General features: G+C 69.3%; 21 protein-coding genes, 1 tRNA gene and 1 other RNA gene. 9 read left to right on the top strand and 14 right to left on the bottom strand.

The genetic code is table 11. From position 1 onward, the window contains the following. Positions 1-2: 2 nt before the first annotated feature. Together KL788_RS11145 and KL788_RS11140 are read right to left on the bottom strand one after the other, a co-directional pair. A complete protein-coding gene (locus KL788_RS11145) occupies positions 3-1,196 on the bottom strand; it encodes a CaiB/BaiF CoA transferase family protein (protein ID WP_293171474.1) in 1,194 nt (397 codons plus the stop codon). After that, on the bottom strand, positions 1,193-1,888 hold the full coding sequence (locus KL788_RS11140) for a FadR/GntR family transcriptional regulator (protein WP_293171471.1): 696 nt from the start codon (positions 1,886-1,888) through the stop codon (positions 1,193-1,195). Before KL788_RS11140 ends, KL788_RS11145 begins: the two co-directional genes overlap by 4 nt. A gap of 78 nt (positions 1,889-1,966) precedes the next feature. Here KL788_RS11140 and KL788_RS11135 point away from each other — a divergent pair, with 78 nt between their 5' ends. Continuing rightward, on the top strand, positions 1,967-2,836 hold the full coding sequence (locus KL788_RS11135; protein ID WP_293171468.1) for a fumarylacetoacetate hydrolase family protein: 870 nt from the start codon (positions 1,967-1,969) through the stop codon (positions 2,834-2,836). A gap of 29 nt (positions 2,837-2,865) precedes the next feature. After that, positions 2,866-3,795: an AEC family transporter gene (locus KL788_RS11130; RefSeq protein WP_293171465.1), complete on the top strand. Its 930-nt coding sequence runs from the start codon at positions 2,866-2,868 to the stop codon at positions 3,793-3,795. Positions 3,796-3,804: 9 nt separating this feature from the next. Here the strand turns inward: KL788_RS11130 and KL788_RS11125 are convergent, their stop codons facing one another. From KL788_RS11125 to KL788_RS11090, 8 genes are all read right to left on the bottom strand, one after another. After that, a complete protein-coding gene (locus tag KL788_RS11125; RefSeq protein WP_293171463.1) occupies positions 3,805-4,470 on the bottom strand; it encodes an SGNH/GDSL hydrolase family protein in 666 nt (221 codons plus the stop codon). Positions 4,471-4,514: 44 nt separating this feature from the next. After that, positions 4,515-5,285, bottom strand: a complete 771-nt coding sequence (locus KL788_RS11120) for an SGNH/GDSL hydrolase family protein (RefSeq protein WP_293171460.1) — start codon at positions 5,283-5,285, stop codon at positions 4,515-4,517. Positions 5,286-5,290: 5 nt separating this feature from the next. Next, a complete protein-coding gene (locus KL788_RS11115) occupies positions 5,291-6,346 on the bottom strand; it encodes an aspartate-semialdehyde dehydrogenase (protein ID WP_293173315.1) in 1,056 nt (351 codons plus the stop codon). Between the two features lie 2 nt (positions 6,347-6,348). Then, positions 6,349-7,614 carry an aspartate kinase gene (locus tag KL788_RS11110; protein WP_293171457.1) on the bottom strand — a complete coding sequence of 422 codons (1,266 nt, stop codon included), beginning with the start codon at positions 7,612-7,614 and terminating at the stop codon, positions 6,349-6,351. Between the two features lie 204 nt (positions 7,615-7,818). Further along, positions 7,819-8,391: a TetR/AcrR family transcriptional regulator gene (locus tag KL788_RS11105; protein WP_293171454.1), complete on the bottom strand. Its 573-nt coding sequence runs from the start codon at positions 8,389-8,391 to the stop codon at positions 7,819-7,821. Further along, on the bottom strand, positions 8,388-8,864 hold the full coding sequence (locus KL788_RS11100; RefSeq protein ID WP_293171451.1) for an SRPBCC domain-containing protein: 477 nt from the start codon (positions 8,862-8,864) through the stop codon (positions 8,388-8,390). Before KL788_RS11100 ends, KL788_RS11105 begins: the two co-directional genes overlap by 4 nt. Before the next feature lie 87 nt (positions 8,865-8,951). After that, positions 8,952-9,551, bottom strand: coding sequence for a recombination mediator RecR (gene recR / locus KL788_RS11095; RefSeq protein ID WP_293171448.1), 600 nt, complete (start codon positions 9,549-9,551; stop codon positions 8,952-8,954). A 1-nt stretch (position 9,552) separates the two neighbouring features. After that, a complete protein-coding gene (locus tag KL788_RS11090) occupies positions 9,553-11,694 on the bottom strand; it encodes a DNA polymerase III subunit gamma and tau (RefSeq protein ID WP_293171445.1) in 2,142 nt (713 codons plus the stop codon). 114 nt (positions 11,695-11,808) lie between these two features. On the opposite strand from KL788_RS11090, the gene KL788_RS11085 reads away from it, so the two are divergent. Beyond that, on the top strand, positions 11,809-12,450 hold the full coding sequence (locus tag KL788_RS11085; RefSeq protein WP_293171442.1) for an SDR family oxidoreductase: 642 nt from the start codon (positions 11,809-11,811) through the stop codon (positions 12,448-12,450). A gap of 7 nt (positions 12,451-12,457) precedes the next feature. Here KL788_RS11085 and KL788_RS11080 read toward each other — a convergent pair whose 3' ends face one another. Further along, entirely contained in the window at positions 12,458-13,579 is a 1,122-nt protein-coding gene (locus tag KL788_RS11080) for an acetate/propionate family kinase (protein ID WP_293171439.1), read from the bottom strand. Next, complete coding sequence (gene pta / locus KL788_RS11075) at positions 13,579-15,732, bottom strand: phosphate acetyltransferase (protein WP_293171437.1); 2,154 nt, start codon at positions 15,730-15,732, stop codon at positions 13,579-13,581. Before pta ends, KL788_RS11080 begins: the two co-directional genes overlap by 1 nt. A gap of 147 nt (positions 15,733-15,879) precedes the next feature. On the opposite strand from pta, the gene KL788_RS11070 reads away from it, so the two are divergent. Next, positions 15,880-17,367: an FAD-dependent oxidoreductase gene (locus tag KL788_RS11070; protein ID WP_293171434.1), complete on the top strand. Its 1,488-nt coding sequence runs from the start codon at positions 15,880-15,882 to the stop codon at positions 17,365-17,367. A gap of 35 nt (positions 17,368-17,402) precedes the next feature. On the opposite strand, the gene ffs is transcribed toward KL788_RS11070, so the two are convergent. After that, an RNA gene (gene ffs / locus KL788_RS11065) (signal recognition particle sRNA small type) lies at positions 17,403-17,499 on the bottom strand. Positions 17,500-17,553: 54 nt separating this feature from the next. On the opposite strand from ffs, the gene KL788_RS11060 reads away from it, so the two are divergent. From KL788_RS11060 to KL788_RS11040, 5 genes are all read left to right on the top strand, one after another. After that, positions 17,554-17,641: transfer RNA gene (locus KL788_RS11060), tRNA-Ser, on the top strand. Positions 17,642-17,765: 124 nt separating this feature from the next. Then, positions 17,766-18,242: a DUF2975 domain-containing protein gene (locus KL788_RS11055; protein ID WP_293171431.1), complete on the top strand. Its 477-nt coding sequence runs from the start codon at positions 17,766-17,768 to the stop codon at positions 18,240-18,242. Continuing rightward, complete coding sequence (locus KL788_RS11050; RefSeq protein WP_293171428.1) at positions 18,242-18,466, top strand: helix-turn-helix domain-containing protein; 225 nt, start codon at positions 18,242-18,244, stop codon at positions 18,464-18,466. The genes KL788_RS11055 and KL788_RS11050 overlap by 1 nt, the downstream gene beginning before the upstream one ends. After that, positions 18,463-22,101 carry an SCO7613 C-terminal domain-containing membrane protein gene (locus tag KL788_RS11045; protein ID WP_293171425.1) on the top strand — a complete coding sequence of 1,213 codons (3,639 nt, stop codon included), beginning with the start codon at positions 18,463-18,465 and terminating at the stop codon, positions 22,099-22,101. Before KL788_RS11050 ends, KL788_RS11045 begins: the two co-directional genes overlap by 4 nt. A gap of 109 nt (positions 22,102-22,210) precedes the next feature. Further along, positions 22,211-23,839 carry an MFS transporter gene (locus KL788_RS11040; RefSeq protein ID WP_293171422.1) on the top strand — a complete coding sequence of 543 codons (1,629 nt, stop codon included), beginning with the start codon at positions 22,211-22,213 and terminating at the stop codon, positions 23,837-23,839. Positions 23,840-23,902: 63 nt separating this feature from the next. Here the strand turns inward: KL788_RS11040 and KL788_RS11035 are convergent, their stop codons facing one another. Then, positions 23,903-25,384, bottom strand: coding sequence for a leucyl aminopeptidase (locus tag KL788_RS11035; RefSeq protein ID WP_293171419.1), 1,482 nt, complete (start codon positions 25,382-25,384; stop codon positions 23,903-23,905). Between the last annotated feature and the right edge of the window lie 93 nt (positions 25,385-25,477).

Here is a 25,477-nt window from a genome sequence, read left to right as displayed (position 1 = left end):
GCTCACCACTCGGCACTCGCCTCGTCGGGCAACTCGCCGAGCCACGCCCGCACGGCATCGCCGTGCTGACCGAGTGTGGGCGGGGCGACGTGTTCGCGGCGGGTCTGCTCGATGCCGTCGGCGTCGAAGAAGCGCAGAGGCGGGCCGGGCAGTTCGATGGTGCCGAGCGTCGCATGGTCAACCTCGACGACAAGACCTTGCGACCGCGTCTGCGGCCAGGTGTAGACCTCGTCGATCGAGCGCACGACGCCGGCGGGAATGCCCGCCGCCTCGAGTCGCTCGAGCAGGTCGGCGCTTGAGTGCTCGGCGAAAGCGTGCTCAATCGCCGCAATGAGCGCCTCGCGATTCGCCACGCGCGCAGCGTTCGTGGCGAAGTCGGGGCTCGACGGGTCGAGGTCGATGACCTCGCACAGCGCGCGCCACAGCGACTCGCTGCCGACGGCGAGCTGAATGCGGCCGTCACCGGTCGCAAACAATCCGTAGGGCGCGACGCTCGGGTGGTGATTGCCCTGCGCGCGACCGACTTCGCCTGCGACGGTAAATCGTGTGCCCTGAAAGGCATGAACGCCGACGATGGCTGCGAGCAGGCTCGTGCGCACGACCTGACCGCGGCCCGTCGACTCGCGTTCGTGCAGAGCAGCGAGCACGCCGTAGGCACCGTACATGCCGGCGAGCAGATCACCGATGGGCACGCCCACGCGCTGCACGTCGTCGGGGCTCGAGCCCGTGAGTGACATGAGCCCGGCCTCGCCCTGGGCGATCTGGTCGTAGCCCGCGCGACCGCCTTCGGGGCCGTCATGCCCGAAGCCCGAGATGGCGAGCACGACGAGCCGGGGGTTCAGTTCATGCAGCGTCGCAGCGTCTAGTCCGAGCCGGTCGAGCACGCCGGGCCTGAAGTTCTCGATGAGCACATCGGCCCGGCGCACCATCGCCCGCAGGGTCGCGAGGTCGTCGGGGCTCTTGAGGTCGAGCTCGATCGACTGCTTGTTGCGATTCGCCGAGAGAAAGTAGGTGCTCTCGCGCGCCTCGGGCGGCCCGACGAACGGCGGGCCCCAGCCGCGGGTGTCGTCTCCGATGCCGGGCGACTCCACCTTGATGACGTGCGCGCCGAGGTCGCCGAGCATCATCGCCGCGTGCGGACCGGCGAGTGCTCGGCTCAGGTCGACGACGACCACACCGGCGAGCGGCCCGGTCACGCGCCGGCCTCGTCGGAGTGCGCCGCCACAGCACGGGATGCCCGCTCGAGGTCGCCCGCCTCGATCGCGTCGACCAGCTCGCGGTGCACCGCGAGTCGATGCTGACGGTAGTCCTCGGCCAGGTGGGTGTCGTTCGCATCGCTCACGGCGACCTCCGCTCGATCACTGATGATGTGCATCATGGTGAGGTAGATCGCCCGCAGCATCTCGTTGGGCGTGATGGCGGCGATCTGCTCGTGCAACACCCAGACGGCGCGGATGAAGGCATCGTGATCGTCGAGCGCCGACTCGAGCTTCGCCAGCTTGCTGCGCAGAGCCCGCGTATGCGCAGCGGTGCGCGACCGAGCGGCATCGAGCACGAGCAGAGGCTCAAGCGACTCACGAATCGCGATGGCGTCGGCGAGCGTCGTGGCCTCGCCGTGCACGCTGATGAGCGTGTGGCGCAGTCGCACAACCGGACCTGTGCGGGCAACGAAGACACCCCCACCGCGGCCGGGTCTGATCTCGACCAGCCCGCGATCGACCAGCAGCCGAAGGGCCTCGCTGACCGAGGCCCGGGCGAACCCCGAAGTCTCGCGCCAGCTCTCGATCGTGCCGAGGGCGTCGCCGGGCTGCAGGCCCTGCTCGGTGATCGTGCGCTCGATCGTCGCGGCGAGCGCCTGCGCGCGCGTGGCAGGAGCCTCGGTGACCATGCCCGCACGCTAACAGTCCTCGCGAGGGATTTCTAGACAAACCTACGAAACGTTGTAATGTTTAGGCGAGCGCCGCCTGTGCGCTCCGATCAGGAGGTCTCTCTCGTGCGCATCGTCGGCATGGTCACCCCCGAGGGCGAGCGGCTTGTCGCGGCCCGCGACGGCGACCACCTCATTCCTCTCGGTACGGTCGCGTCCTTCTGGGCTGACCCCGCAGCCGGCCTCGAGCGCGCCGCTCAAGTGACCGAGCGCATCCCTGTCGACGGCGCTACCCTCGCGCATCCCGTACCCGACGGCGCCCGCATTCTCTGCCTCGGTCTCAACTATCGAGCCCACGCAGCCGAAGGCAAGTTCGAACCTCCCGCCCACCCGATGATCTTCGGTCGCTGGACCGCGTCGCTCGTCACCGACGGTGCCCCCGTGGCGGTGCCGGTCGATGAGGCCGGTCTCGACTGGGAGGCCGAGATCGCCGCCGTCGTCGGGGCGCCCATCGCGGTCGCCGACGCCGACACGGCCCGTGCTGCGGTCTTCGGTTATGCCGCCTTCAACGATCTCTCCGCCCGTCGCGCGCAGAAGCTCACTGCCCAGTGGACCCTGGGCAAGAACGCCGACGACTCGGGCCCGATGGGCGACCTCGTGACCGCTGACGAGGTCGGCGACCTGCGTGAGGGCCTGCGCGTGCGGGCGATCGTCAACGGCGAGACCATGCAAGACGGCAACACTCGCGACATGATCTTCGAGCTCGGCGAGGTGCTCGCCCTCGTGAGCCGCACGCTGACCCTGAACCCCGGTGACATCATCGTGACCGGCACGCCTGAAGGCGTGGGTTACGTGCGCACGCCCCCGGTGCTGCTCAACGACGGCGACGTAGTGACGGTCGATATCGAGCGCATCGGCAGTGTCACCTCGCCGATCGTCGGCCGACCGACCGCCGCCGCGCGGTCATGACCATGCGCCGGTCGTGACAGGCTGATGCCGTGATCGGCGTCATCACCGGGTTCGCAGTCATCGCCGCGATCATTCTCGTGGGCTGGGTGATCGCGCGCATCGGGCTGCTCGGCGAGCGCGCCGACCAGGTGCTCTCGCGACTCTCGTTCTTCGTGCTGACGCCAGCGCTCTTGCTCACCGTGCTCTCGCAGTCTGAGCCGAAAGTGCTCTTCTCGACCCTGGTGCCCGTCTCGATGATCGCGGCGGTGAGCTGCTTCGTGATCGCCTCGCTCGTCGCGCGACTGATCTGGCGCCGCGGCGTGCCCGAGACCACGATCGTTGCCCTCGCCTCGGGCTACGTGAACGCCAACAACATCGGTCTGCCGATCGCGCTCTACGTGCTCGGCGACGCCGCGCTCGCGGCTCCGGTCATCCTCGTGAATCTCACAATCTTCGCGCCCATCGCGCTCGCCATTCTCGACGCCAGCACGAGCGGAAAGACCTCGTGGGCGCGCATCGCCCTGCAGCCGGTGCGCAACCCGATTCTGATCGCTTCCGCTCTCGGGCTGCTCATCGCTGCTCTGCAGGTTCCCGTGCCCGAGCAGGTTCTTGAACCGTTTCGTCTGGTCGGAGGGGCGGCGGTGCCGGTGGTGTTGTTGCTCTTCGGCATGTCGCTGCACGGCGCTCGTGTGCTCGCCCCCGGCAGCGGACGCCGCGACGTGCTGCTCGCGACGCTGCTGAAGTCGGTGCTCATGCCGGTGATCGCGTGGGCGGTCGGCAGCTTCGTGTTCGCACTCGGCCCCGAGGCGCTCTTCGCGGTCGTCGTGCTGGCCGCCCTACCCGCCGCGCAACATGTTTTCGCCTGGGCGCATCGGTTCGATCGGCACGTCGCCATGGCCCGAGACGCCGTGCTGCTGTCGACGCTCTTCGCGCTGCCCGCGCTCATCATCATCGCCGCGGCACTGTCACCCGATCGCTGACGCGCGGCGTCAGAGCCCGAGCTCGAGCAGTGCCGCGTCCATGCGGCGGGTCATGAGCGTATAGCCCTCGTCGTTCGGGTGCAGGCCGTCGTCAGCCATCTCGCCGTCTCGCCCCGCGATCCAGGTCGACGCGCCCTCGATGTAGTCGGCACCGATGGCGGCAGCGCCCGCGCGCACCCAGTCGATGATGATGCCGACCGACTCCGGTTGCTGAGCGGTGTACCAGAAGGGTTCGACGACGATGATGCGGGCATCCGGCACCCCGTCGCGCAGCCGCCGCAGATCGGTCGTGATCTGCGCCTCAATCGCGTCGGCGGCGAAGGGGAAAGAGAAGTTGTCGTTGAGCCCCATCGTCACCATGATGAGGTCGGGTTGCTGCTCGATGATCATCGATGGCACGTCGCCGTCGCCGAACAGCGTGCGGTTGTTGATGAATCCGAGCCCGTTGACGCTCGGATTGAACTCGCGCCAGCCCCGACTCTCGGCGATGCGGGTCGACCAGCGCACGCTCGGGCTCGTCGCCCCCGTGCCGAGCGTGTACGAATCGCCGTAGAACGCGATGAGCGGAGCGTCAGCGGGCAGGGTCGATGACGGATCGTCGACGGATGCGCAGCCGACGAGCGCGGCGCCGAGTGCGAAAACGGCGGCAGCGAGCGCTGAACGACGAGAGATCATGGTGACCATTCGATGCGGAGGGGCTGAGGGTTCGCCCACAACGGTCACGAGAGTGCTGCGACGTCGACCGGTTCGAGGCTCGGACGCTTCGGGTCGCGGTCATCGCCCGACGATCGACCGGTGAGCCGGCGACCGATCCAGGGCAGCACATAGCGGCGCCAGTACTCGGCCGTGCGCGGTCGCTCGAGCTCGTCGCCCGCATCGGGAGCCATGACCGCCCCGGCAATCGGCACCTCGAGGGCCGCGAGCACGTTGCTCGCGACGACCGTGTGACCGTGCGTGTTCAAGTGCAGGCGGTCGATCGACCAGTACTGCAGTGCCGGCAAGCGCTCGTCGAACCAGTTGTCGACGAACAGCACGCCGCTGCCCTCGAGGCGGGTGCGCACGGCGTCGGCCAACGCATCGCCGCGACGTTCGAAACGCGCACCGAGAGGAATGTGCCGCGTCGGGTTGCCACCGCTCACGACGAGAGTGCGAATTTCCGCGTCGCTCGCCCGCATCGCCGCCGCCACGAGCCGATCGGCCACAGCAGAAATCGAGACGCGTGGTCGCAGAATGTCGTTGCCGCCGCCGTTGATGCTCAGTAGCTGCGGCCGCAGGGCTATTGCCGCGGGCACTTGCGCGTCGACGATGGGCGCGAGCAGTCGACCGCGGATGGCGAGGTTCGCGTAGCCGATGGTTCCTCCGTGCGCGTGGGCCAGCGCCGCGGCGACGAGGTCGGCCCAGCCGCGCGGCGTGCCGTCGGGGCGTTCGTCGCCCATGCCCTCGGTGAAGCTGTCGCCGACCGCGGCGTAGCTCTCGACGGGGGCCGGCACCGTGGTCAGCGAGTCGTGACGAGCTGAGCGGCGACGAGTTCGGCGAGCTGCACCGCGTTGAGCGCCGCACCCTTGCGCAGGTTGTCGTTGCTGATGAAGAACGCGAGTCCGCGACCATCGGGCACGCCCTCATCGGCGCGAATGCGTCCGACCAGCGACGGGTCAGCTCCAGCGGCGTCGAGCGGAGTGGGAACATCCATCAGTTGCACGCCGGGCGCGGTCGCAAGCAGTTCGCGTGCGCGATCAGGACTGATCGGCCGCTCAAACTCGGCGTTGATCGCGAGCGAGTGGCCCGTGAACACCGGCACGCGCACGCAGATGCCGCTCACGAGAAGGTCGGGCAGCTCGAGAATCTTGCGGCTCTCGTTGCGCAGCTTCTTCTCTTCGTCGGTCTCGCCGAGCCCGTCATCGACGAAACTGCCGGCCTGCGGAATGACGTTGAAGGCGATGGTCTTCGGAAACTTCGACGCCGGCGGAAACTCGACCGCACCGCCGTCGTGCACGAGCCCGATCGCATCTTGCACGATCACGGCGTTCGCCTGCTCGAGCAGCTCTTCGCCGCCGGCGAGGCCCGCGCCTGAGACGGCCTGGTAGGTGCTGACGATGAGTCGGCGCAGCCCTGCCTCGGCATCGAGAACCTTCAGCACGGGCATCGCGGCCATGGTCGTGCAGTTGGGGTTCGCGATGATGCCCTTGGGTGGGTTGGCGAGCGCGTGCGGGTTAACCTCAGAGACCACGAGGGGCACCTCTGGGTCCATGCGCCAGCCGCTCGAGTTGTCGATCACGGTGACGCCCGCCGCAGCGAAGCGTGGTGCCTGCGCCTTGCTCGTCGTGGCTCCGGCGCTGAAGATCGCGATGTCGAGGCCGCTCGGGTCTGCGGTGCTCGCGTCTTCGACCGTGATGGGGGTGCCGTCGAAGTCGATGGTCGTCCCAGCGCTGCGAGCACTCGCGAAGAAGCGGATGCTCGCGAGCGCGAAGCCGCGCTCGACCAGCAGCTGCCGAACGACGGCGCCGACCTGGCCGGTGGCGCCGACGACGCCGAGATGCACAGCGTTGGCCATGGTCATCGCCCCGTTCCTGCGTAGACGACGGCTTCGGCTTCGCCGTCGAGACCGAACGCCGTGTGCACGATCTGCAGGGCGTGATTGAGCACGTCGGCGCGCATGACGACCGAGATACGGATCTCGGAGGTGCTGATCATCTCCATGTTGATCGCCGCGTCTTTCAGTGCCGTGAAGAGTTGCGCCGAGACGCCCGCGCTCGTGCGCATGCCGCCGCCGATGACCGAGAGCTTGCCGATCTGGTCGTCGTAGGCGAGCGACTCAAAGCCGAGTGTCGGCTGCGCGGCCCGCAGTGCGGTGAGCACCTTCTCGCCGTCGCTCTTCGGCAGGGTGAAGCTGATGTCGGTGCGCCCGGTCGTCGCGGCCGAGACGTTCTGCACGATCATGTCGATGTTGGCACCGGTCTCGGCGACGACGGTGAAGATGTCGGCCGCCATGCCTGGGGTGTCGGGCACGCCGACGACCGTGATCTTGGCTTCGCCGAGGTCGCCCGCGACTCCGGTGATGATCGGCTCTTCCATGACTTCTCCCTCTTTCGGGGTGACGACCCAGGTGCCCTCCGAGGGCGAGAACGACGAGCGCACGTGCAGGGTGACGCCGTGGCGGCGCGCAAACTCGACGGCGCGAATGTGCAGCACCTTCGCGCCGGCCGCGGCGAGCTCGAGCATCTCTTCGGTCGTGACCTGATTGATCTTGCGGGCCTTCTTGACGACGCGCGGGTCGGCCGTGAAGACCCCGTCGACGTCGGTGTAGATCTCGCACACGTCGGCCTTGAGCGCCGCGGCGAGCGCGACGGCGGTCGTGTCGCTGCCGCCTCGGCCGAGCGTCGTGATGTCGCGGCTGTCGCGGTTGAAGCCCTGAAAGCCCGCGACGATCGCGATGGCCCCGTCGTCGAGCGCCTCGCGCACGCGCACCGGGGTTACATCGACGATGCGGGCGGCGCCGTGGCGAGCATCCGTGATCATGCCGGCCTGGCTGCCCGTGAACGAGCGCGCGTCGTGACCCATGCTCTTGATGGCCATGGCGAGCAGCGCCATCGAGATGCGCTCGCCCGTCGTGAGCAGCATGTCGAGCTCGCGCGGGTCGGGCAGCGGCGCCACCTGGTGGGCGAGGTCGATGAGGTCGTCGGTGGTGTCGCCCATCGCGCTCACCGCGACGACGACTTCGTTGCCCGCCTTGCGCGTCTCGACGATGCGCTTCGCCACCCGCTTGATGCTCTCGGCGTCGGCGACCGACGAGCCACCGAACTTCTGCACGATGAGGCTCACGGTAGAACTCCTGGCGGGGTGGGGACGAATGTCGGTGGCGGCGCGGCAGGCGCTGGATCACGCCTCTGCGGCAACGGCACGACCGCGATGGCGAGCCTGAGCGACGATTCTACCGCTGGGGGATGCCCGCCGCGGCATGGGCGGCACGGAACGCGGGTCTGCTGTGCCGTGGAGGGTCAACACGGCGTCCGAGCATCGCACGTCTCAGGCCCGCGCGCCGCGCAGCGCCAGCTCGACGAGTTGGCGCGCTTCTGCATCGGTCGTCGCTCGCCCGCACAGTGCGCGCACGTGCATCGGGTTGACGATCTGCTCCCAGACGACGACCACATCGAGGTCGTGGCGCAGAGCGCCCGACTCGACAAGTCGCCGCAAGGGCACGAGGGCGAGCCCGTACCGATGTCGGAAGAACTCGTCGGCGAGCGCGACGAGGTCGGGGGCGGTCGCCGAGGCGGCGATCGCGCCGCGCAAGATGTTGGCGCCCTGTGGTGTGCGCAGCGCGGCGGCCACCGACACGGCCAGCGCCTCGATCGCGGCGCGCGGGTCTGCGCCGTCCACCGGGGGGACGACGGCTTCGCCGACGCGGCGGATCGCGGCGGCGATGAGCAGCTCGCGCGTCTCGAAGCGCCGATAGATCGTGGTCTTGTGCACTCCGCTCACCGCGGCGACGTCGTCGACGGTAAGGCCCGCGCCGCGTTCGGCCAGTAGCGCGATCGTGGTGTCGAGCACGGTCGCCTCAACGACGGCGCCACGACGACGCGGTTCGGTCGCGGAGGTCACGCCGCCACCGTTCGAGCTGCGAGGTCGGCGTTCATGCGGCTGAAGGCCGCGGGGGTGTCGACCGTCAGCATGCGGCGGAACACAGGCACGAGCATCCCCGTCAGGACCTCGCTGTGCACGAGCCGGCTGTGATGTGCATCGATCGGTTCGATCTCGAAGCGGTGTCGACCGTCGAGCACGCCGGGCAGTCCAACCCGCCCGAGCCAGACCAGAAGTCGACCGGGTTCAAGGTCGGTGATGCGCGGGCGGAAGGTCTGACCGCTCGTCTTGGTCGGCTCGATGCGCACGAGCTGGCGAGCACCGACGGCGAGGTCGCCGCTCCAGGTGCGGATGAAGGTGTTCCACTGCGGATAGCGATCGCGATCGACAAGCGCCGACCAGACGGCGGCTGCGGGTCGATCGATCTCGATGCTCGTCACGATCTCGACCCGGAAGGCCGAGGCGGTGACGGATTCGGTGGAGGTGGCAGTCATACGGAGCATCCTTTCTTACGCAACTTCTGTTGCGATAGAGACGCTACGCGATCACCACGCTTAATGCAACTTCAGTTGCAATGGCCCCTAGCGCTCGACGGTGCGCCGACCTTCGAACGCTCGACCGAGCGTCACTTCGTCGGCATACTCGAGGTCGCCGCCGACCGGCAGGCCGCTGGCCAGTCGCGAGACGCGCAGGCCCGGCTGCACCAGCAGGCGGGTGAGGTAGGTGGCCGTCGCCTCCCCCTCGAGGTTCGGGTCGGTCGCGATGATGACCTCGGTGACCGTGCCGTCGTTGAGCCGGGTAAGCAGCTGCGCGATGCGCAGATCGTCGGGGCCGATGCCGTCGATCGGACTGATCGCGCCGCCGAGCACGTGGTACAGCCCGCGGAACTCGCGCGTACGCTCGATCGCGACGACGTCTTTCGCCTCTTCGACGACGCAGATGGTGGTCGGGCTGCGACGCACGTCGCGGCAGATCGAGCACTGCGCCTCTTCTGCGACGTTGCCGCAGATCTCACAGAAGCGCACCTTCTCGCGCACGTCGACGAGCAGTTGCGCGAGGCGGCCGACATCGAACGACTCTGTCTGCAGGATGTGGAAGGCGATGCGCTGCGCCGATTTGGGCCCGATGCCGGGCAGTCGGCCGAATTCGTCGATGAGGTCTTGAATGATGCCGTCGTACACGTCAGAACTCGTCTCGGAAGGGGTCGGGGGCGTCGGCGCTCGACGGTCGGTTGGGGTCGGCTTGCGCGGCGGGTGCCGCGATCGCCGAGGCGGGCTGGGGCGACACGGCGGGTTCGAGAGACTCTTCGAGCAGGAAGGTCGCACCGAGCATCTCGCGCACGACGGCCTCGCCGTACCTCTGGCGGCCCGTGCCGTCGGAGGCGTGCGGGGCGGGCGCCTTCACCGCAGGCTCAGGAGCCGCCTCGACCTCGGCTGCGGCGGGCGCGGCCTCCGCCGTCGGTGCGCTGGCAGGAGCAGCGGGAGCAACTGTCTGCTCGTCGGCGCCGGGAATAGCCGCGACGGCCCACTCGGTCGTCGCGGCACTGGGGGCTAATGGTGCCGTCTTGCTGGGCTTCGTAGCGCGGGCGGGTGGCGCGGCCGCAGGCTCGTCGGGCTCCGCGGCCCTCAGCGCCTGCGCCGGGTCAGGGTCGGCGGGAGCATCCGCCGCTGCAGCAGTCTCGGTCGGCGACCGCTCGGCAGTGCCCGACCCTGCGTCGCCCTTGCCCGGCTCGACGCGGATCATGAACTTCACCCGCGCGCCGGTGACCTGCTGAATCGCGGCGCGAACGTGTTCGCTGACGCTCTCGGTGGGCGCTGCCCGAACCCTGAAGGCGGCGGCGTCGGACTCGTTCGTGAAACTGATCGTCAGCACGTCGCCGTCGAGTGCCGCCGGAGTCGACGCGAACATGACCGTCCACGAGCTGCGCTTGGCCTGCTGCACGGCGTCGAGCACGGCGGGCCACGCCGCCTGCATGCGCTCCAGAGTGAGCGGCTCGGCCGCCGCCGCAGGTTGCTCAACGGGGGGCGGCTCGACAGCGGCAGGGGTGGTGGTAGGTGCCGTCGGCTGTGACGCAGGTGCCGCGGCGGCAGGCGTGGCATCAGACGCGGTCGGCGCGGGTGCCGTCGTCGCGGGAGCGGGAGCCGTCGTCGCGGGAGCGGGCCCCGCAGTCGCCGGGGCAGACACCGCTGGCGTGGGCCTCCGAGTGCTCGCCGCAGGCTCACCGCCCAGTGCGACCAGCACGCGCGCGGTCATGAGCTCGAGGTGCAGCCGGGGCGATGTGGCCCCGGTCATCTCGGTGAGCGCGCGGTTGACGACGTCGGCTGCCCGTGACAGCTCGGCGGGCGTGAAGCCCGTCGCCTGCTCACGCATGCTCTGCAGATCGGCGTCGGGAATACCGTGCAGCACCGAGGCCGCGTCATCGGCCGTCGCCTGCACGACGATGAGGTCGCGCAGACGCTCGAGCAGGTCGTCGACGAACCGGCGCGGGTCTTGCCCGGTCTGAATGACGCGGTCGACGGCCGAGAAGGCCGCCCCGGCGTCGTGCGCGCCGATCGCGGCGACCACCTCGTCGAGCAGGGCGCCGTGCGTGTAGCCGAGCAGTGCGACTGCCCGCTCATAGGTGACCGTCGAGTCGTCGCTGCCCGCGATGAGCTGGTCGAGCAGTGAGAGGGTGTCGCGCACCGACCCACCGCCCGCGCGCACGACGAGCGGCAGCACGCCGGGCTCGATCGTGACCTTCTCGCTGTCGCTGAGCTGCTGCACGTAGTCGAGCAGCTGCGCCGGGGGCACGAGCCGAAAGGGGTAGTGGTGCGTGCGCGAGCGAATGGTGCCGATGACCTTCTCGGGCTCGGTCGTCGCGAAGATGAACTTGATGTGCTCGGGCGGCTCTTCGACGATCTTGAGCAGAGCGTTGAAGCCCTGCGGCGTCACCATGTGCGCCTCGTCGAGGATGAAGATCCTGTAGCGGTCGCGGGCCGGAGCGAACACCGCGCGCTCACGCAGATCGCGCGCATCGTCGACGCCGTTGTGGCTCGCCGCGTCGATCTCGACGACGTCCAGCGAGCCGCCACCGTCACGCCCGAGTTCGACGCAACTCGGGCAGACACCGCACGGGGTGTCGGTCGGGCCCTCGGCGCAGTTGAGGCAGCGCGCCAGAATGCGGGCCGAGGTCGTCTTGCCGCACCCACGCGGGCCGCTGAAGAGATAGGCGTGATTGACCCGGTCGCCGCGCAAGGCCGCGCGCAAGGGATCAGTCACGTGACTCTGCCCGATGAGCTCGGCGAACGTCTCGGGGCGATAGCGACGGTAGAGGGCGGTGACCACGCCCCCAGCGTAGTCGCGACCTCTGTCGCGAATGCCCGCCGTCACCAGCCCGCACCCTCCGCACTCTGGCCCCGCGCACAGGCGGCACGGAGGCGCACCTGATCGGGTAGACCCATGCGCATTGCCATTGCCGGAGGACACGGCCAGATCGCCCGACTGCTCGCACGACGACTTGTTGAGATGGGCCACGAGCCCGTCGCACTCATCAGGAAGGCCGACCAGAGCGCCGACATCGAGTCAGATGGCGCCAGGCCCGTCGTCATCGACCTCGAGCACACCGACGACGCGCTCCTCGCCGAAGCGCTCACCGGGTGCGATGCCGCCGTCTTCGCAGCGGGTGCCGGACCCGGTAGCGGCCCCGCGCGCAAGCTGACGCTCGACCGCGACGGCGCCATCCTGCTCGCCGATGCGTGCGTGCAGGCTGGCGTGACGCGCCTCGTCGTGATCTCCTCGCGACGAGCCGACAGCTTCGATCCCGATTCCGACGACGGTTTTCAGATCTACCTGCGAGCGAAGTCGGAGGCCGATGCCGCCGTGCGCGCCCACGACGCCCTCGACTGGACGATCGTGCGGCCGGGCGGCCTCACCGACGAGCCGGCGACGGGGATGCTCGAGATCGGTGAGAACGTCGAGGGCAGCATCCCCCGCTCAGATGTGGCGCATCTCGTCGCCGAACTCGTCACGAGCGGGCGCGGCGTGCACCGCCAGTTCGAAGTCGTCGCGGGGTCGACGCCGATCGCCGAGCTGTCGCTGTAGCGCCCGCTCAGCCGACGAGGGAGGCGGCGGCCTGCGCGATCGCGAGCTCTTCGTTCGTCGGCACGACGAGCACTGACACGGGCGCACCCTCGCTCGAGATGACGCGGGCATCGCGCGAGCGCACGGCGTTGCGGTCGGCGTCGACGCCGAGCCCGAGGTGCGCCAGGCCGTCGAGGGCACGGGCGCGCAGCTCGGGGCTGTTCTCGCCGATGCCGGCCGTGAAGACGAGCGCGTCGAGCCCACCGAGTTGGGCGAGGTACGCCCCGACATAGTGACGAATGCGGTGAGCCCAGACCTCGAGCGCGAGAGCAGCATCCGCATCGCCGGCCTCGACGGCCGCCTCGACGTCGCGCATGTCGCCCGAGCCGGTGAGCCCGAGCAGGCCGCTGCGACTGTTGAGCAGCGCGTCGACCTCGGCGGTCGAGAGTCCGGCGCGCAGCAGATGCAGAAGTGCCCCGGGGTCGATGTCGCCCGAACGAGTGCCCATGACGAGACCCTGCAGCGGCGTGAGCCCCATCGAGGTGTCGATCGAGCGGCCACCGTCGATCGCCGCCGCCGACGAGCCGTTGCCGAGGTGTAGCACGATGAGCTTGAGCGAGTCGAGAGGCCGGTCAAGCAGGCGAGCCGCGCGCCCCGCAACGAACTCGTGGCTCGTGCCGTGAAAGCCGTAGCGGCGGATGCCGTGGTCGAGGGCGACGGCGCGGTCGATCGCATAGGTCGAGGCCGCGGCCGGCATCGACTGGTGAAAGGCGGTGTCGAAGACGGCGACGTGCGGCAGGGCGGGCATGGCGAGACGGGCGGCGCGGATGCCCGCGAGGTTCGCCGGGTTGTGCAGCGGCGCGAGGGTGCTGATCTGCTCGATCGCGGCCTCGACCTCGTCAGTGATCACGGTCGGCGCGGTGAAGGCGCTGCCGCCGTGCACGACGCGATGGCCGACGGCGACGATCGACGCCGCGTCGTCGCCGAGGCGTTCGAGAACGACGCGCATCCCGGCCACATGGTCAGCGGCATCGCCGCCCGCCTGCCCGATGCGCTCGAGAAGACCCGAGAGCACGACGTGCTCGCTCGCAGCGTCGACGAGCTGGTACTTGATCGAGCTCGAGCCCGAGTTGACGACGAAGACGCGCACTAGGCGACCCCTCCGATCGTCGAAATCGGGGTCGTCGGCGGCGGCGCGGTGCGTTGCGCTTGAATCGCCGTGATGGCCACGGTGTTGACGATGTCGCTCACGAGCGCACCGCGGCTGAGGTCGTTGACGGGCTTGCGCAGCCCCTGCAGCACTGGCCCGATCGCGACGGCTCCGGCCGAGCGCTGCACTGCCTTATAGGTGTTGTTGCCCGTGTTGAGGTCGGGAAAGACGAAGACCGTCGCGCGGCCTGCCACGGGCGACCCGGGCATCTTCGACGCCGCGACGCTCGGCTCGGCAGCCGCGTCGTACTGCATGGGCCCGTCGACGAGCAGTTCAGGCGCCCGCTCGCGCACAAGCCGCGTCGCCTCGCGCACCTTCTCGACGTCGTCGCCCGCGCCCGAGTCGCCGGTCGAGTACGACAGCATCGCGACGCGCGGCTCGATCGCGAACTGCGCCGCTGTGGCCGCCGAACTGATCGCGATGTCGGCAAGCTGCGGCGCTGTGGGGTCAGGCACGACCGCGCAGTCGCCGTAGACGAGCACGCGGTCGGCGAGCGCCATGAGAAAGACGCTCGAGACGATGCTCACGCCGGGGTCGGTCTTGATGATCTCGAAGCTCGGGCGGATGGTGTGGGCGGTGGTGTGCGCCGCGCCGGAGACCATGCCGTCGGCGAGCCCGGTGTGCACCATCATCGTGCCGAAGTAGCTGACGTCGGTGACAACGTCGCGCGCGGTCTCATAGGTGACGCCCTTGTGCGCCCGCAGCCGCGCATATTCCGTGGCGAATCGATCGCGCAGCGTCTCATCAAACGGGCTGAGGATGCTCGCCGCACCCAGCTCGAGCCCGAGCTCGGCGGCCCGAGCGCGCACGGCCTGCTCATCGCCGAGAATCGTGAGGTCGCAGACGTTGCGCTGCAGCAACGTGCTGGCCGCGCGCAGCACCCGGTCGTCGTCGCCCTCGGGCAGCACGATGTGCTTGCGATCGCCGCGAGCACGCTCGAGCAGATCGTGCTCGAACATGAGGGGCGTCACGACGTCGGGCCGCGTGACCTCGAGGCGATCGAGCAGCGCCGCAGCGTCGATGTGCTGCTCCCAGAGACTCAGCGCCGTGTCGTACTTGCGCTGGCTGTCGGCGGCCAGGCGGCCTCGCGCGCCCATGATCGCCAGCACCGTGTCATACGTGCCCGTGTCGACGGTGATGATCGGCAGCCGGCCGTCGAGGCCCTCGATGAGGCTCTGCACCGAGGGTGGCGTCTCGAACCCTCCGTAGAGCAGGATCGCTGCGAGGCTCGGAAAGGTCTCGCTGGTGTGCGCCATGAGCACCGCGAGCAGCACGTCGGAGCGATCGGCGGGAATCAATACGATGGCGCCATCGATGAGCCGGGGCAGCACGTTCTCCATGCTCATGGCCGCGACGACCGCACCGAGCACCTCGCGCTGCAGCAACTCGTCATCTCCGCGCACGAGCGTGCCGCCGCACGCCTCGAGCACCGCCTTGACGGTCGGGGCGATGAGGAACCGGTCTTCGGGGATCGCGCCGACGATCGCCGCAGGGGCAAGAGCGGCGAGTGTCTGCACGATGTGGTCGAGCTTCTCGGGGTCGGCGCGATTGGCGATGATGCCCAGCAGTTGCGCGTGCTCGTGCTCGAGCTCAGCGAGTGCGACCTCTGCCGCTCGGCGCAGGTCGTCTGGTGTGCGGGCGCCGGGGTCGGCGAGACCTCGGCCGCTCGTCTCGGACGAGTCGCGGCCCCCGAGCACGAGCAGAACGGGTGCGCCGAGGTTGGCGGCCACCCTCGCGTTGATGTTCAGCTCGGTAGGGCTCGAGACGTCGGTGTAGTCGCTTCCCACGATGACGACCGCGTCGCACTGCTGCTCGACGTCGTGAAAACGCTCGACAATCATGGCGAGCGCTGCCTCAGGGTCGGCGTGCACGGCGTCGTAGCCCACACCGATGCTGTCGTCGTAGCTGATGGAGACGCCGTCGTGTTCGAGCAGAACCTCCAGCACGTAGTCACGCTCGTCGCGCGACCGCGCAATCGGACGGAAGACGCCGACCCGTTGTCCCCTCCGCGAGAGCGCATCGATGACACCGAGCGCCACGGTCGACTTGCCCGAGTTGCCTTCGGCGGAGGTGATGTAGATGCTTCGCGACATTGCGCCCAGCCTAGGGCGGGGCTCTGTGCGGGCACAGTGACGATGGTCCCGTCTCTGCTCTCTTGCCTATCGGAGCCGCCACCGCAAGCCCTTTTGCGCTCGGTCACGCGACTCGTACGGTCGCAGCACGACTCGAAAGGACCCCCAGTGACATCGCTTTGGCTCGACCGCTCGCCCGGCATCGCCACCGACTCGTTCGAGTCTGGCTCGCACTATGACGTGATCGTGGTCGGCGCCGGGCTCACCGGTCTCACGAGCGCCCTGCTGCTCGCGCGGGCCGGCCGTCGGGTCGCCGTTCTCGAAGCGCGCTCGGTGGGCGCCGTCACCACGGGCAACACCACCGCAAAGCTGTCTCTGCTGCAGGGCTCGCACCTGCAGAGCGTGCGCCGCTTCAGCGGACGAGCGGTGGCCGAGGCGTATGTGCAGGCGAACCAGGCCGCCTTCGAGTGGATGCTGCACTTCGCCGACGATGCGGGTGTCGACGTGCAGCGCCGATCGGCCATCAGCATGGCCCTCTCGGCATCGGGAGCCGAGACGGTCGACCGTGAGTACGCCGTGGCTCGCGATCTCGGGCTCGCGGTCACGCGCGAGACTCCTGAGTCGCTGCCCTTTCGCACCTTCGGCGCGATCACCCTGCGCGACCAGGCGCAGTTCGACCCGCTCGACGTGCTCGCCGCCATGACTAAAGAGGTGCGCGCCCTCGGGGGCGTGGTGGTCGAGGACACCCGGGTTATCAGTGTCGTCTCGCGCAACGACCCGGCACGGGTCGACACTGCTCGCGGTTCGGTCACCGCCGCCGCCGTGGTCATCTGCACGGGCTCGCCCGTTCTCGACCGCGGCCTCTACTGGGCCAAGTTGACACCCCACCGCTCGTACGCGGCGGCGTACCGCATCGCGTCTGAACTGCCTCAGGGCATGTATCTCAGCGTCGACTCGCCGACGAGATCTCTGCGCACGACGCCCGACGGAGACGGGCGCGAGCTGCTGCTGATCGGAGGCAACGGCCACGGTGTCGGCAGAGATGACTCACCCGCCGCGCTCGTGCATGACCTCGACACCTGGACGCGTGCCTATTGGCCGAACGCCGAGCGTACCCACGCCTGGAGCGCTCAGGACTACTCGACTCCCCACCGGGTGCCCTTCTCGGGGTGGATGCCCCGCGGGTCAGGACGGGTCTATCTCGCGACCGGGTACGACAAGTGGGGCATGACCAACGCGGTGCAGGGCGCGCTGCGACTCACCGCCGAGCTGACCGGCGCCGATGCCCCCGACTGGGGTCGCACCCTGAGCCGGCGCATCACGACTCCTCTGGCGCTCGCCTCGGGCATCGGAGCGAACGCCGCGGTCGGCTGGTGGTACGCGAAAGGCTGGGCGCGGATGCTCGCCACACGTCTGCCCGCCGAACCACCGTCAGAGGGCACGGGTGTCATCGGCCTCGCGCAGTCGCGCCCCACGGCGGCAGCGACGGTCGACGGGGTCACCTGCCGAGTGTCGGCGCTCTGCTCGCACCTCGGCGCCGCGCTGCAATGGAACGACTTCGAGCGCTCGTGGGACTGCCCGGCACACGGCTCGCGCTTCGCCGCCGACGGCACGCGGCTCGAAGGGCCGGCGACGCGCGACCTGCCGCGGCGCTGAGCGGGCATCCGCGCCTCTGATTGCACACTGCACACGAAAAGGACCCCTCGCGCACCCGCCAGAGCCCGGTTACCCTTGCTGCATTTCTGCCCTGGGGGAGTTGGCCTGGATGGCGCCACGCGAGGAGCCGCCTCCAGTTTACGGCTACGATTGCCCGAGTCGAACCGTCATGCGGGTCGACCGCCAGGAGGATTCGCCTAGTGGCCTATGGCGCACGCTTGGAAAGCGTGTTGGGTGCAAGCCCTCGGGGGTTCGAATCCCCCATCCTCCGCCAGATTGCTGCTCTGCCCACCGCGCGGGCGTCGTTTCGGCGTGCCCGGTGAGCGGGATGCCCGCATGAGCCTGCGCGTCATGTATCGTTTGTCGATAGATACCACTCGACAATCGATAGGAACGCGATGCACCGGATCACCATCGTCTCGCTCAGGTCGCTCATCGCGGTGCTTTTCGCACTGCTGCTGCTCTGTCAGACCATCGTCGTGCCTCTCATCGCGGCGCAGATGGCAGTGGCCCTTCCGCCCCTGGCGTTCTTGCAGTGGCCCGGCGTCATCGCCGCCGCCATCTTCGTACTGTGCCTGCAGGTCGCGCTCGCGTGCGTGTGGCGCCTGCTGACGCTCGCGCGTGAGGGCATCATCTTCAACGTCAAGGCTTTCGCCTACGTCGACGTCATTCTCGCGGCGATCGTCGTCGCCACCGTCATCGTGCTCGGCTCGATCATCCTGCTCACGGTCGTCGGCGCCGCCTCGCCGTCGATCACCCTTCTGGCGGCGCTCGGCATCGTCATCGGCGCCATTCTCGCGTTGCTGGTCGTTGTGCTGCGCGGGCTGTTGCGGCAGGCCTCGCAGCTCGAGAGCGACCTCGCCGAGGTGGTCTGATGCCCATCATGATCAACATCGACGTGCAGCTCGCACAGAAGAAGATGTCGGTCGGCGACTTCGCGGCGGCGATTGACATCACGCCCGCGAACGTCGCCGTGCTCAAGAACGGGCGCGCGAAGGCCGTGCGTTTCTCCACGCTCGACGCCATCTGCCGGGTGCTCGAGTGCCAACCCGGCGACATCCTCGTCTGGGTGCCCGATGGCGACGAGGCACAGCCGTGAGCGCCACGACAGACCGCGCCCCGCACTGGAGCACGCTCACGGTCAACCGGCTGCGTGACACCACGAAGTGCCCGGTCTGCTCGCGTCGCCTGGTCGCCGGAGTCTGCTCTCAGTGCGGCGCCGACCTGCGCGGCGACGCCGGCATTGAGGTTTGGAGATCGGCCACCGCCGCCGCGGATGCCCTGACGGCTCTGCAGGCCACCGTCGCACGGGTGCCTCGCCGCGCCCTGCAGCGCGCCACTCCTGTCGCAACCAGTGACCCGGCACCCGCGCGACCCACGCCACCAGTCGCTGCACCGCCCGCCGCCCCGCGAGCGAGCACCACCCTGCAGTCGGTGCTCGCCGTCGCTGGCGCCGGCCTCATCGGTCTCGCGGCAATCGTGTTTACCCTGCTCAACCCCGACCTGACTGACCCCGCGGCGCGCGGCGCGATTCTCGTCGTCGCCCTGGCACTCTTCTCCCTTGCTGCTCCCGCGCTGATGCGCCGAGGGCTGCGGGTCTCGGCCGAGTGCATTGGTGCTCTCGCGCTCGTGTTCGCCGCTCTCGCCGGCTCGACGCTCGCCCCCGTACTCGCTCCCGGCGTCGAGGCGTGGCCGGTCACAACGGCGCTCGCCCTGCTCGGAGGTGCGGTCGCGCTCTCGTTCGGCCTGCGCTCGCACCTTCGGGTATGGATGCTCACCGGCAGCCTCGCTCTCACCGTCGTTCCGCTGCTCGCGAGCGTGTCGCTCGGCGGGCTGCTGCCGTCGCTGTGGGGTCCGCTCGGCACCGCGTTCGTGGCACTCGCCCTGCTCGAAGGCGCTACCGCATTCGAGTCGCGGCGCTCGCTCGCGCTGCGGATTGAGCGGCTCGCCCTCGTCGGCGCGCAGGTCGTCGGGTTCATCGCCCTCGCCGCGGCCGCCTTCGCCATTCTGGTCGAGGGCGACGAGCAGTGGCTCGCCCTCTCCGCCGCCCTTCTCGGCGCGGGCGCGGTCGCCGCCCGCTCTGCCGGACATGCGCCTCGACGGCTCTGGAGTTTCGCGGCGGGCGCGAGCGCTCCCGCCGCACTCGTGCTCGCTTCGTTCGCGATCGACACCTCGACGTTCGGCGCCGAGTCGGCCCGCATCGTGCTCATTCCGACCGCGGCAATCGTCGGCCTCCTGCTGGTTGCGGCGTTCTCCTCCGCTCGCAGTGCGGCGCACCGCGGCTCGGTGCTGGCCGGAACCATGAGCGTCGCCGCGCTCTCGATCACGCCGCACGCAGCACTCGCCGGGCTCGGCGCGCTCGGCGCCCTGCTCGGTGCGGAGTGGCTGAGCGAGGCGACCCTCGACGCCGACTCGGGTGTCGCCGTCGTGCTGTCACTCGTGATCGCGAGCGTCGGTCTCGCCGCGCAAGCGCGACTGCTGATGGCGCGCGCGGGTCGCGCCACGCGCAGCACAGCAGTGCGACGCGCGACAGCGTTCTGGCTGCTCGGCCTCGCCGGCCTCGGCGCGCTGGGCCTGACGGTCGTCGACGCGAGCACGCGCGCCATCGCCGCGATCGTCGTCGTGGCGGCGATCGCTGCGGTGCTCAGCGGTGTCGATCGTGCTCGGCGGTCTCCCCTCGCCGATCGCGCGCCGATCGTGCTGGCCGCGCACCTCGCACTCATCATCGCCGTGTCGCTCTCGTGGCAGTCGGTGCCGCTCGCTGTTTCGCTCGGCTCAGCTGCGCTCGTTGCCCTCGCGGCGCTCGCGCGCACCGTGCCGCGAGTGCTACGACCAGCCCACCTCGCCGTGGGCTACGCCTACGCGCTCGTGCTCATCGCGTCGGCGCTGTCGCTCGCCTCTATCGAGGGGCCAGCGCAGCTCAGCCTCACCGCCACGGCAGGACTGCTGGTCGCGATCGCCGCGACGTTTGCGCGCCGCCTCGACGCCGTGCGCTGGATCACGATTCTCGTGGTCTCGATCGTGCCCTCCGCGATGGCGGTCGCGCTCGTCGTCGTCGAGCGCAGCGGCTGGGTCGCGCTGTCGACGTCGACCATGATCGTTCTCGCGTTGAGTCTGCTGCTGACCCGTCGGCCGGGTCTCGGCATCGTGATCAGAGCACTCGCTGGCGCCCTCATCGTTCCCGCGATCGCGGTGGTGCTGGTGAACCTCGGAGCGCAACTGCTCGTCACGAGCGGCTCGCCCGTCGTACTGCCAGCCATAGCGGCGGTCGTGGCGCTGACTCTGCCCGTCATTCCGCATGCCGTCGCGCTGCTGAGGGCCCGCGGCATGAGCGCCGAGCACGCCACCGCGGTCGGCGACGGCATCGAGTTCTCGACCCTGCTCACGGCATCGATCGCCGTGCTGCTGAGCTTTGCCCGCGAGGCGGCCGGCGCCCCGACGGCCCTTTCCGTCTTCGCCCTGCTCGCCGTGGGCGCGGCGGTCGCGGCGGCGGTGCGACGTCGACCTCTCTATTGGTGGATGTCCGGCGCGACGACGACGGCGGCCCTCTGGTGCCTCTTGCAGGTGCTCGACGTGACCTCGCTCGAAGCCCACCTGCTGCCGCCGACTCTCGGCGCGGCCGCGGTGGCCGCCGTGCTTACCGCGCGCGGCACCCCTCGGTCCCGGCTCTACGGCGGAGCGCTGCTCGCGGCCATCGTGCCGCTGCTCGCGGTGCTCGCGCTCGCCGTCGAGGCCGCGCCCGTGCGGGCCATCGGCCTCGTGGCCGCTTCGGTCGCACTCACCGGGCTCGGGGCGGGCATCCGCGCCCTCGACGGCCGGCTGGCAGCCCTCGCGACGCCGACGCTGCTGGCCGCGATCGTTGCAGGCCTCGCGGGTGCCGCGCAGGCCGCCCGCATCGGGCTGGGTATCGACGCGGTCGCGACCACGGCACCGACCGTCATCATTGTCATCGCGATCGCTGCCGCGGGAGCGCTACCCGCGGGCATCGCCGGGCTGCTACTCGCACGCGGGGCCGACGCCGCGCAACGACGGTGGTCGCTCGTGCCGGCGATCTCGGCCGTCACGGTTGCCAGCTGGACTGCGGTCGCCGTCGACGAGTTCACCGTCGCTGTTCTCTGGTCGCTCATGCTGGCGCTGCTCATCACGATGGTCGCTGCCGTCGCGCGAGAGCGGCTGACGGCGACGAACCTGCCGCGTTCGTGGGTGCTGTTCGCGCTCGCCCTGGCGACCGCGATCGCCGCATGGAGCACGCGAGAGTACCTGCGGGTCGAAGCCTTCTCGCTGCCGCTCGGCGCGATGCTGCTGATCGCGGGCGCTCTCGCGATGCGTCACGTCACGACGCCATCGGTGCCGCTTCACCACTGGCCGGCCGGCCGCACGGGGTCGTGGCAGCTGCTCGCCCCAGGCCTCGTTGTGCTGGTCTTCGCCTCGATGCTTGCGACCGCGACCGACCCGCAGACCTGGCGCGCCGTGCTCGTGATGGCCATCGCCCTCGTCGCCATCATCGTCGGCGTGCGCTGGCGGCTGGCAGCACCGTTCGTGCTCGGCATCGTCGTGCTGCCCATCGAGAACGTACTCGCGTTCTCGGTGCAGATCGGCCGCGGCATCGAAGCCATGCCGTGGTGGATCACGCTCGCCGTGGTGGGGCTGGTGCTGCTCGTTATTGCGGTCGGCTCTGAGCGGCGAGGCGGCGATGATCGCGCCTCGAGCGCCCGGTTGCGCGACCTGCGCTGAGCACTGGCAAACCGACTCGAAAGTCTCTCGCCAAAGGGCGTCGACGTGGTGCATGATGTGCCCAGGAGTACGCACATTCGTGCGCACCGAGAGCGGGAGGACCACCCGAATGTCCGCAGGTTCCGTCACCGACACCAGGTCGTCCTGGCTTCCGCTGATCGTCGTCATGCTCGCGCAGGTGCAGCTGGCGTTCAACGCGTGGAACGTCTCGATCACCGGCATCACCGAAGACCTCGGCATCTCGCCGACCACGGTCGGTCTGGCCAACACGGCGAGCACGTTCGCCGTCTCGGCCTTCCTGTTGCTCGGCGCAAAGATCACGTCGAAGATCGGCCCCGTGCTGGCCTTCCGTATCGGCGTCATCATTCCGGCGCTCGCCGCGATACTCATCGCGACGGCGCAAGACGGCTCGGTGCTGTTCATCGCCCAGTCGATCACGGGCGCCTCGAACGCCATCACGCTGCCGGCCCTGACGATCATCATCGCGGCGAGCTTCCAGGGCAAGCAGCAGGCTTCGGCCATCGGTTACTTCGCCGCGAGCATCCCGCTCGCCCAGGTCGTCTCGCTGCTCATCGCCGGTCAGTTCGCCTCGACGATCGGCTGGCGCTGGTCGTTTGTGCTCGTCGCCTCGATCGGCCTCATCAACTTCGCCGCGAGCTTCTTGCTGAAACCAGTGCCGCCGCAGAAGAATCTCTTCGTCGACTGGACGGGCGGCATGCTCGCCGCCATCTCGATCATCCTCATCAGCTTCGGCATGAGCGTCATGAACGACTGGGGCCTGGTGACGGCGACCGGCAACGCACCCATCTCGATCGGTGAATTCTCAGTGGTGCCGCTCTTCTTCGTCGCTGCCGTGATCTTCGCGCAGCTGTTCCTCAGCCGCACGCGTAAGCGCATGGCCGAGCAGAAGGTGCCCCTGGTCAACCTCGACATCGTGCGCGAGCCGGGCGAGCGCGCCACCGTCTGGGTCATGGGCCTCATGCTCTTCGTTGGTACGGCAGTGAGCTTCTTGATGCCGCTCTACATGCAGGTCGTTCAGGGCTTCGTCGGCATCCAGGTGTCACTCGCGGTCATTCCCTACACGATCTCGATCTTCATCGCCAACACGCTCGTCTCGCGGCTCTACAGCCGATTCGCGCCGCGCACGATCGCGAGCGTCAGCATGACGGTCGTGACTCTGGCGCTCGTGTGGCTCTCGTTCACGATCGCGAACGACTGGGGCCAGGCCTCAGTCGTGATCGGGCTTGTGGTGCTGGGCCTCGCGCAGGGCTGCGTCGTCGCGCTCGTGTTCAACTCCCTGCTCACCTCGGCGCCTGCTGAGAACGCGGGCGACGTCGGCGCCATCCGCGGTGTGACGCACAACCTCTCCGGCAGCGCGGGCATCGCCGTCGCGTCGGCCTTTGCGGTCGGCCTGCTCACCTCGAGCGCCTACTCGGCCGCGAACGACTCCGAGATCTTCACACCCGAGATCGTCGAGCAAATCAACTTCGACAACGTGAACTTCTTCACCAATGCTCAGCTCGAACAGGTGCTCACCGAGCGCACCGATGCGACCGAGGAGCAAGTGGCGTACGCGGTCGAGCAGTTCACCGAGTCACGGCTCACCGCACTGCGCACCACCATGCTCGTGCTCGGCGGCCTCGCCGCGCTGGCGATCGTGCCTGCGCGCCGCATGCCGGGCTTCCAGAAGGAAGACCTCTACGTCGGCTACCCGGAGTCAGACGAGAAGAAGGACTAGCGCACGACACGAACGGGCCCCGGCGGATGCTCTCCGCCGGGCCCCGTCTTTCGTGTCTGCGCGCTACGCCGTGAAGCGCTGCTCGATCGCGGTGAGCAGCGTGCGCACCGAGACGCCCGTCGCACCGGCGTCGAGGTACCCGTACGCGGGGCCCTCGTTGACCGCGGCGCCCGCGATGTCGAGGTGCGCCCACGGAATCGGGTTGCCGTCTGCGCCGTTGCCGACGAACTCTTTCAAGAAGATGCCCGCGACGAGCATGCCGCCATCGCGGTTGCCGACCTTGAGGTTCGCCATGTCGGCGAAGCGCGAGTCGAGCTGCGAGCGCAGCTCTTCGGGCAGCGGCATGTGCCAGTGCGGCTCGCCGGTCTGCTCTCCCGCCGCAACGATCGCGCCGACGAGGTCGCTGTCGCCCATGACGCCGACGGTGCGGCGGCCGAGCGACACGATGGCCGCGCCCGTGAGCGTGGCCACGTCGATGATGGCGTCGGGGTTCTCTTCGCTCGCGAGCACGAGACCGTCGGCCATCACAAGGCGACCCTCGGCGTCGGTGTTCATGACCTCGACGGTCGTGCCGCCGCGGATGGTGAGAATGTCGTTGACACGAATCGCGGTCGACGAGACGAGGTTCTCTGACATACACAGCCAGGCCGTCAAGCGAACCGGCAGGCCCAGTCGCGCCGCGGTGAGCACGAGACCGAGCGAGACGGCGGCGCCGCCCATGTCGTTCTGCATGCCGTTCATCGCCTCGGCCGGCTTGAGCGAATAGCCGCCGGTGTCGTAGGTGATGCCTTTGCCGACGAGCGCGACGTGCTTCTCGGCACCGGCGGGCGAGTACGACACCTTGACGAGGCGCGGCTGCCGCGACGACCCCTGGCCGATGCCGATGATGCCGCCGCAGCCCTCGGCCGCGAGCCTCTTCTCATCCCACACCTCGACCGTCACGGGCGCGCCCTTGGCCGCCTCGGTTGCCGCGTCGGCGAACGACTGCGGGTAGAGGTCGCCGCCCGAGCGGTTGGTGAGGTCGCGCACGAGTGCGATGTGGTCGCTCACGATGCGCACGCGCTCGATGGCCTCGGCCGACACCGTCGCGGTCGTACACACGGTGACCGACTGCACGGGCGCCTTGACCTTCGACGCGGTCTTTTGGCGGTAGTCGGTGAAGGCGTAGGCCGCGATGCTCGCGCCCTCGATCATCGCGTGAACCTGGGCCTCGTCCTCGAGGCCGAAGGCGAGCGCGACTGAGCCGGTGCCGGCCAACTGTCGAACGGCCGAACCCGCGGCCTGCCGCGCCGTCACGGCAGAGAGCTGCTTGCCGAGCCCCACGAAGGCGACCGAGGCGCGCGATCCGTCGAGCGACGGAAAACGTACGAACTCGTCGGCCTTGCCGGTCGCACCGACCGTTGTGAGGTGCGGCTGCAGGTGCGCCAGGTCGGGGTGCGCGACGAGCTCAGGGCCGTCGGCGCCGGCTCGCACGGCGACGACGACGACGTCGACATCGAGCGAAGCGGGTGCATCGGGTGAAGTGGTCACCGAGAGGCTGGTCATGGTGGTTCCGTTTCTCGTGCGGGTGCTGACAAAGTGTCGCGCTCAGGCTATTCGCTTTGCCCTCCGGGCGATATGGTGACGAGGATTCTGTCA

Source organism: Microcella sp. (assembly GCF_019739195.1).
Classification (GTDB): domain Bacteria; phylum Actinomycetota; class Actinomycetes; order Actinomycetales; family Microbacteriaceae; genus Microcella.
This window is presented reverse-complemented; position numbering and strand designations above follow the sequence as displayed.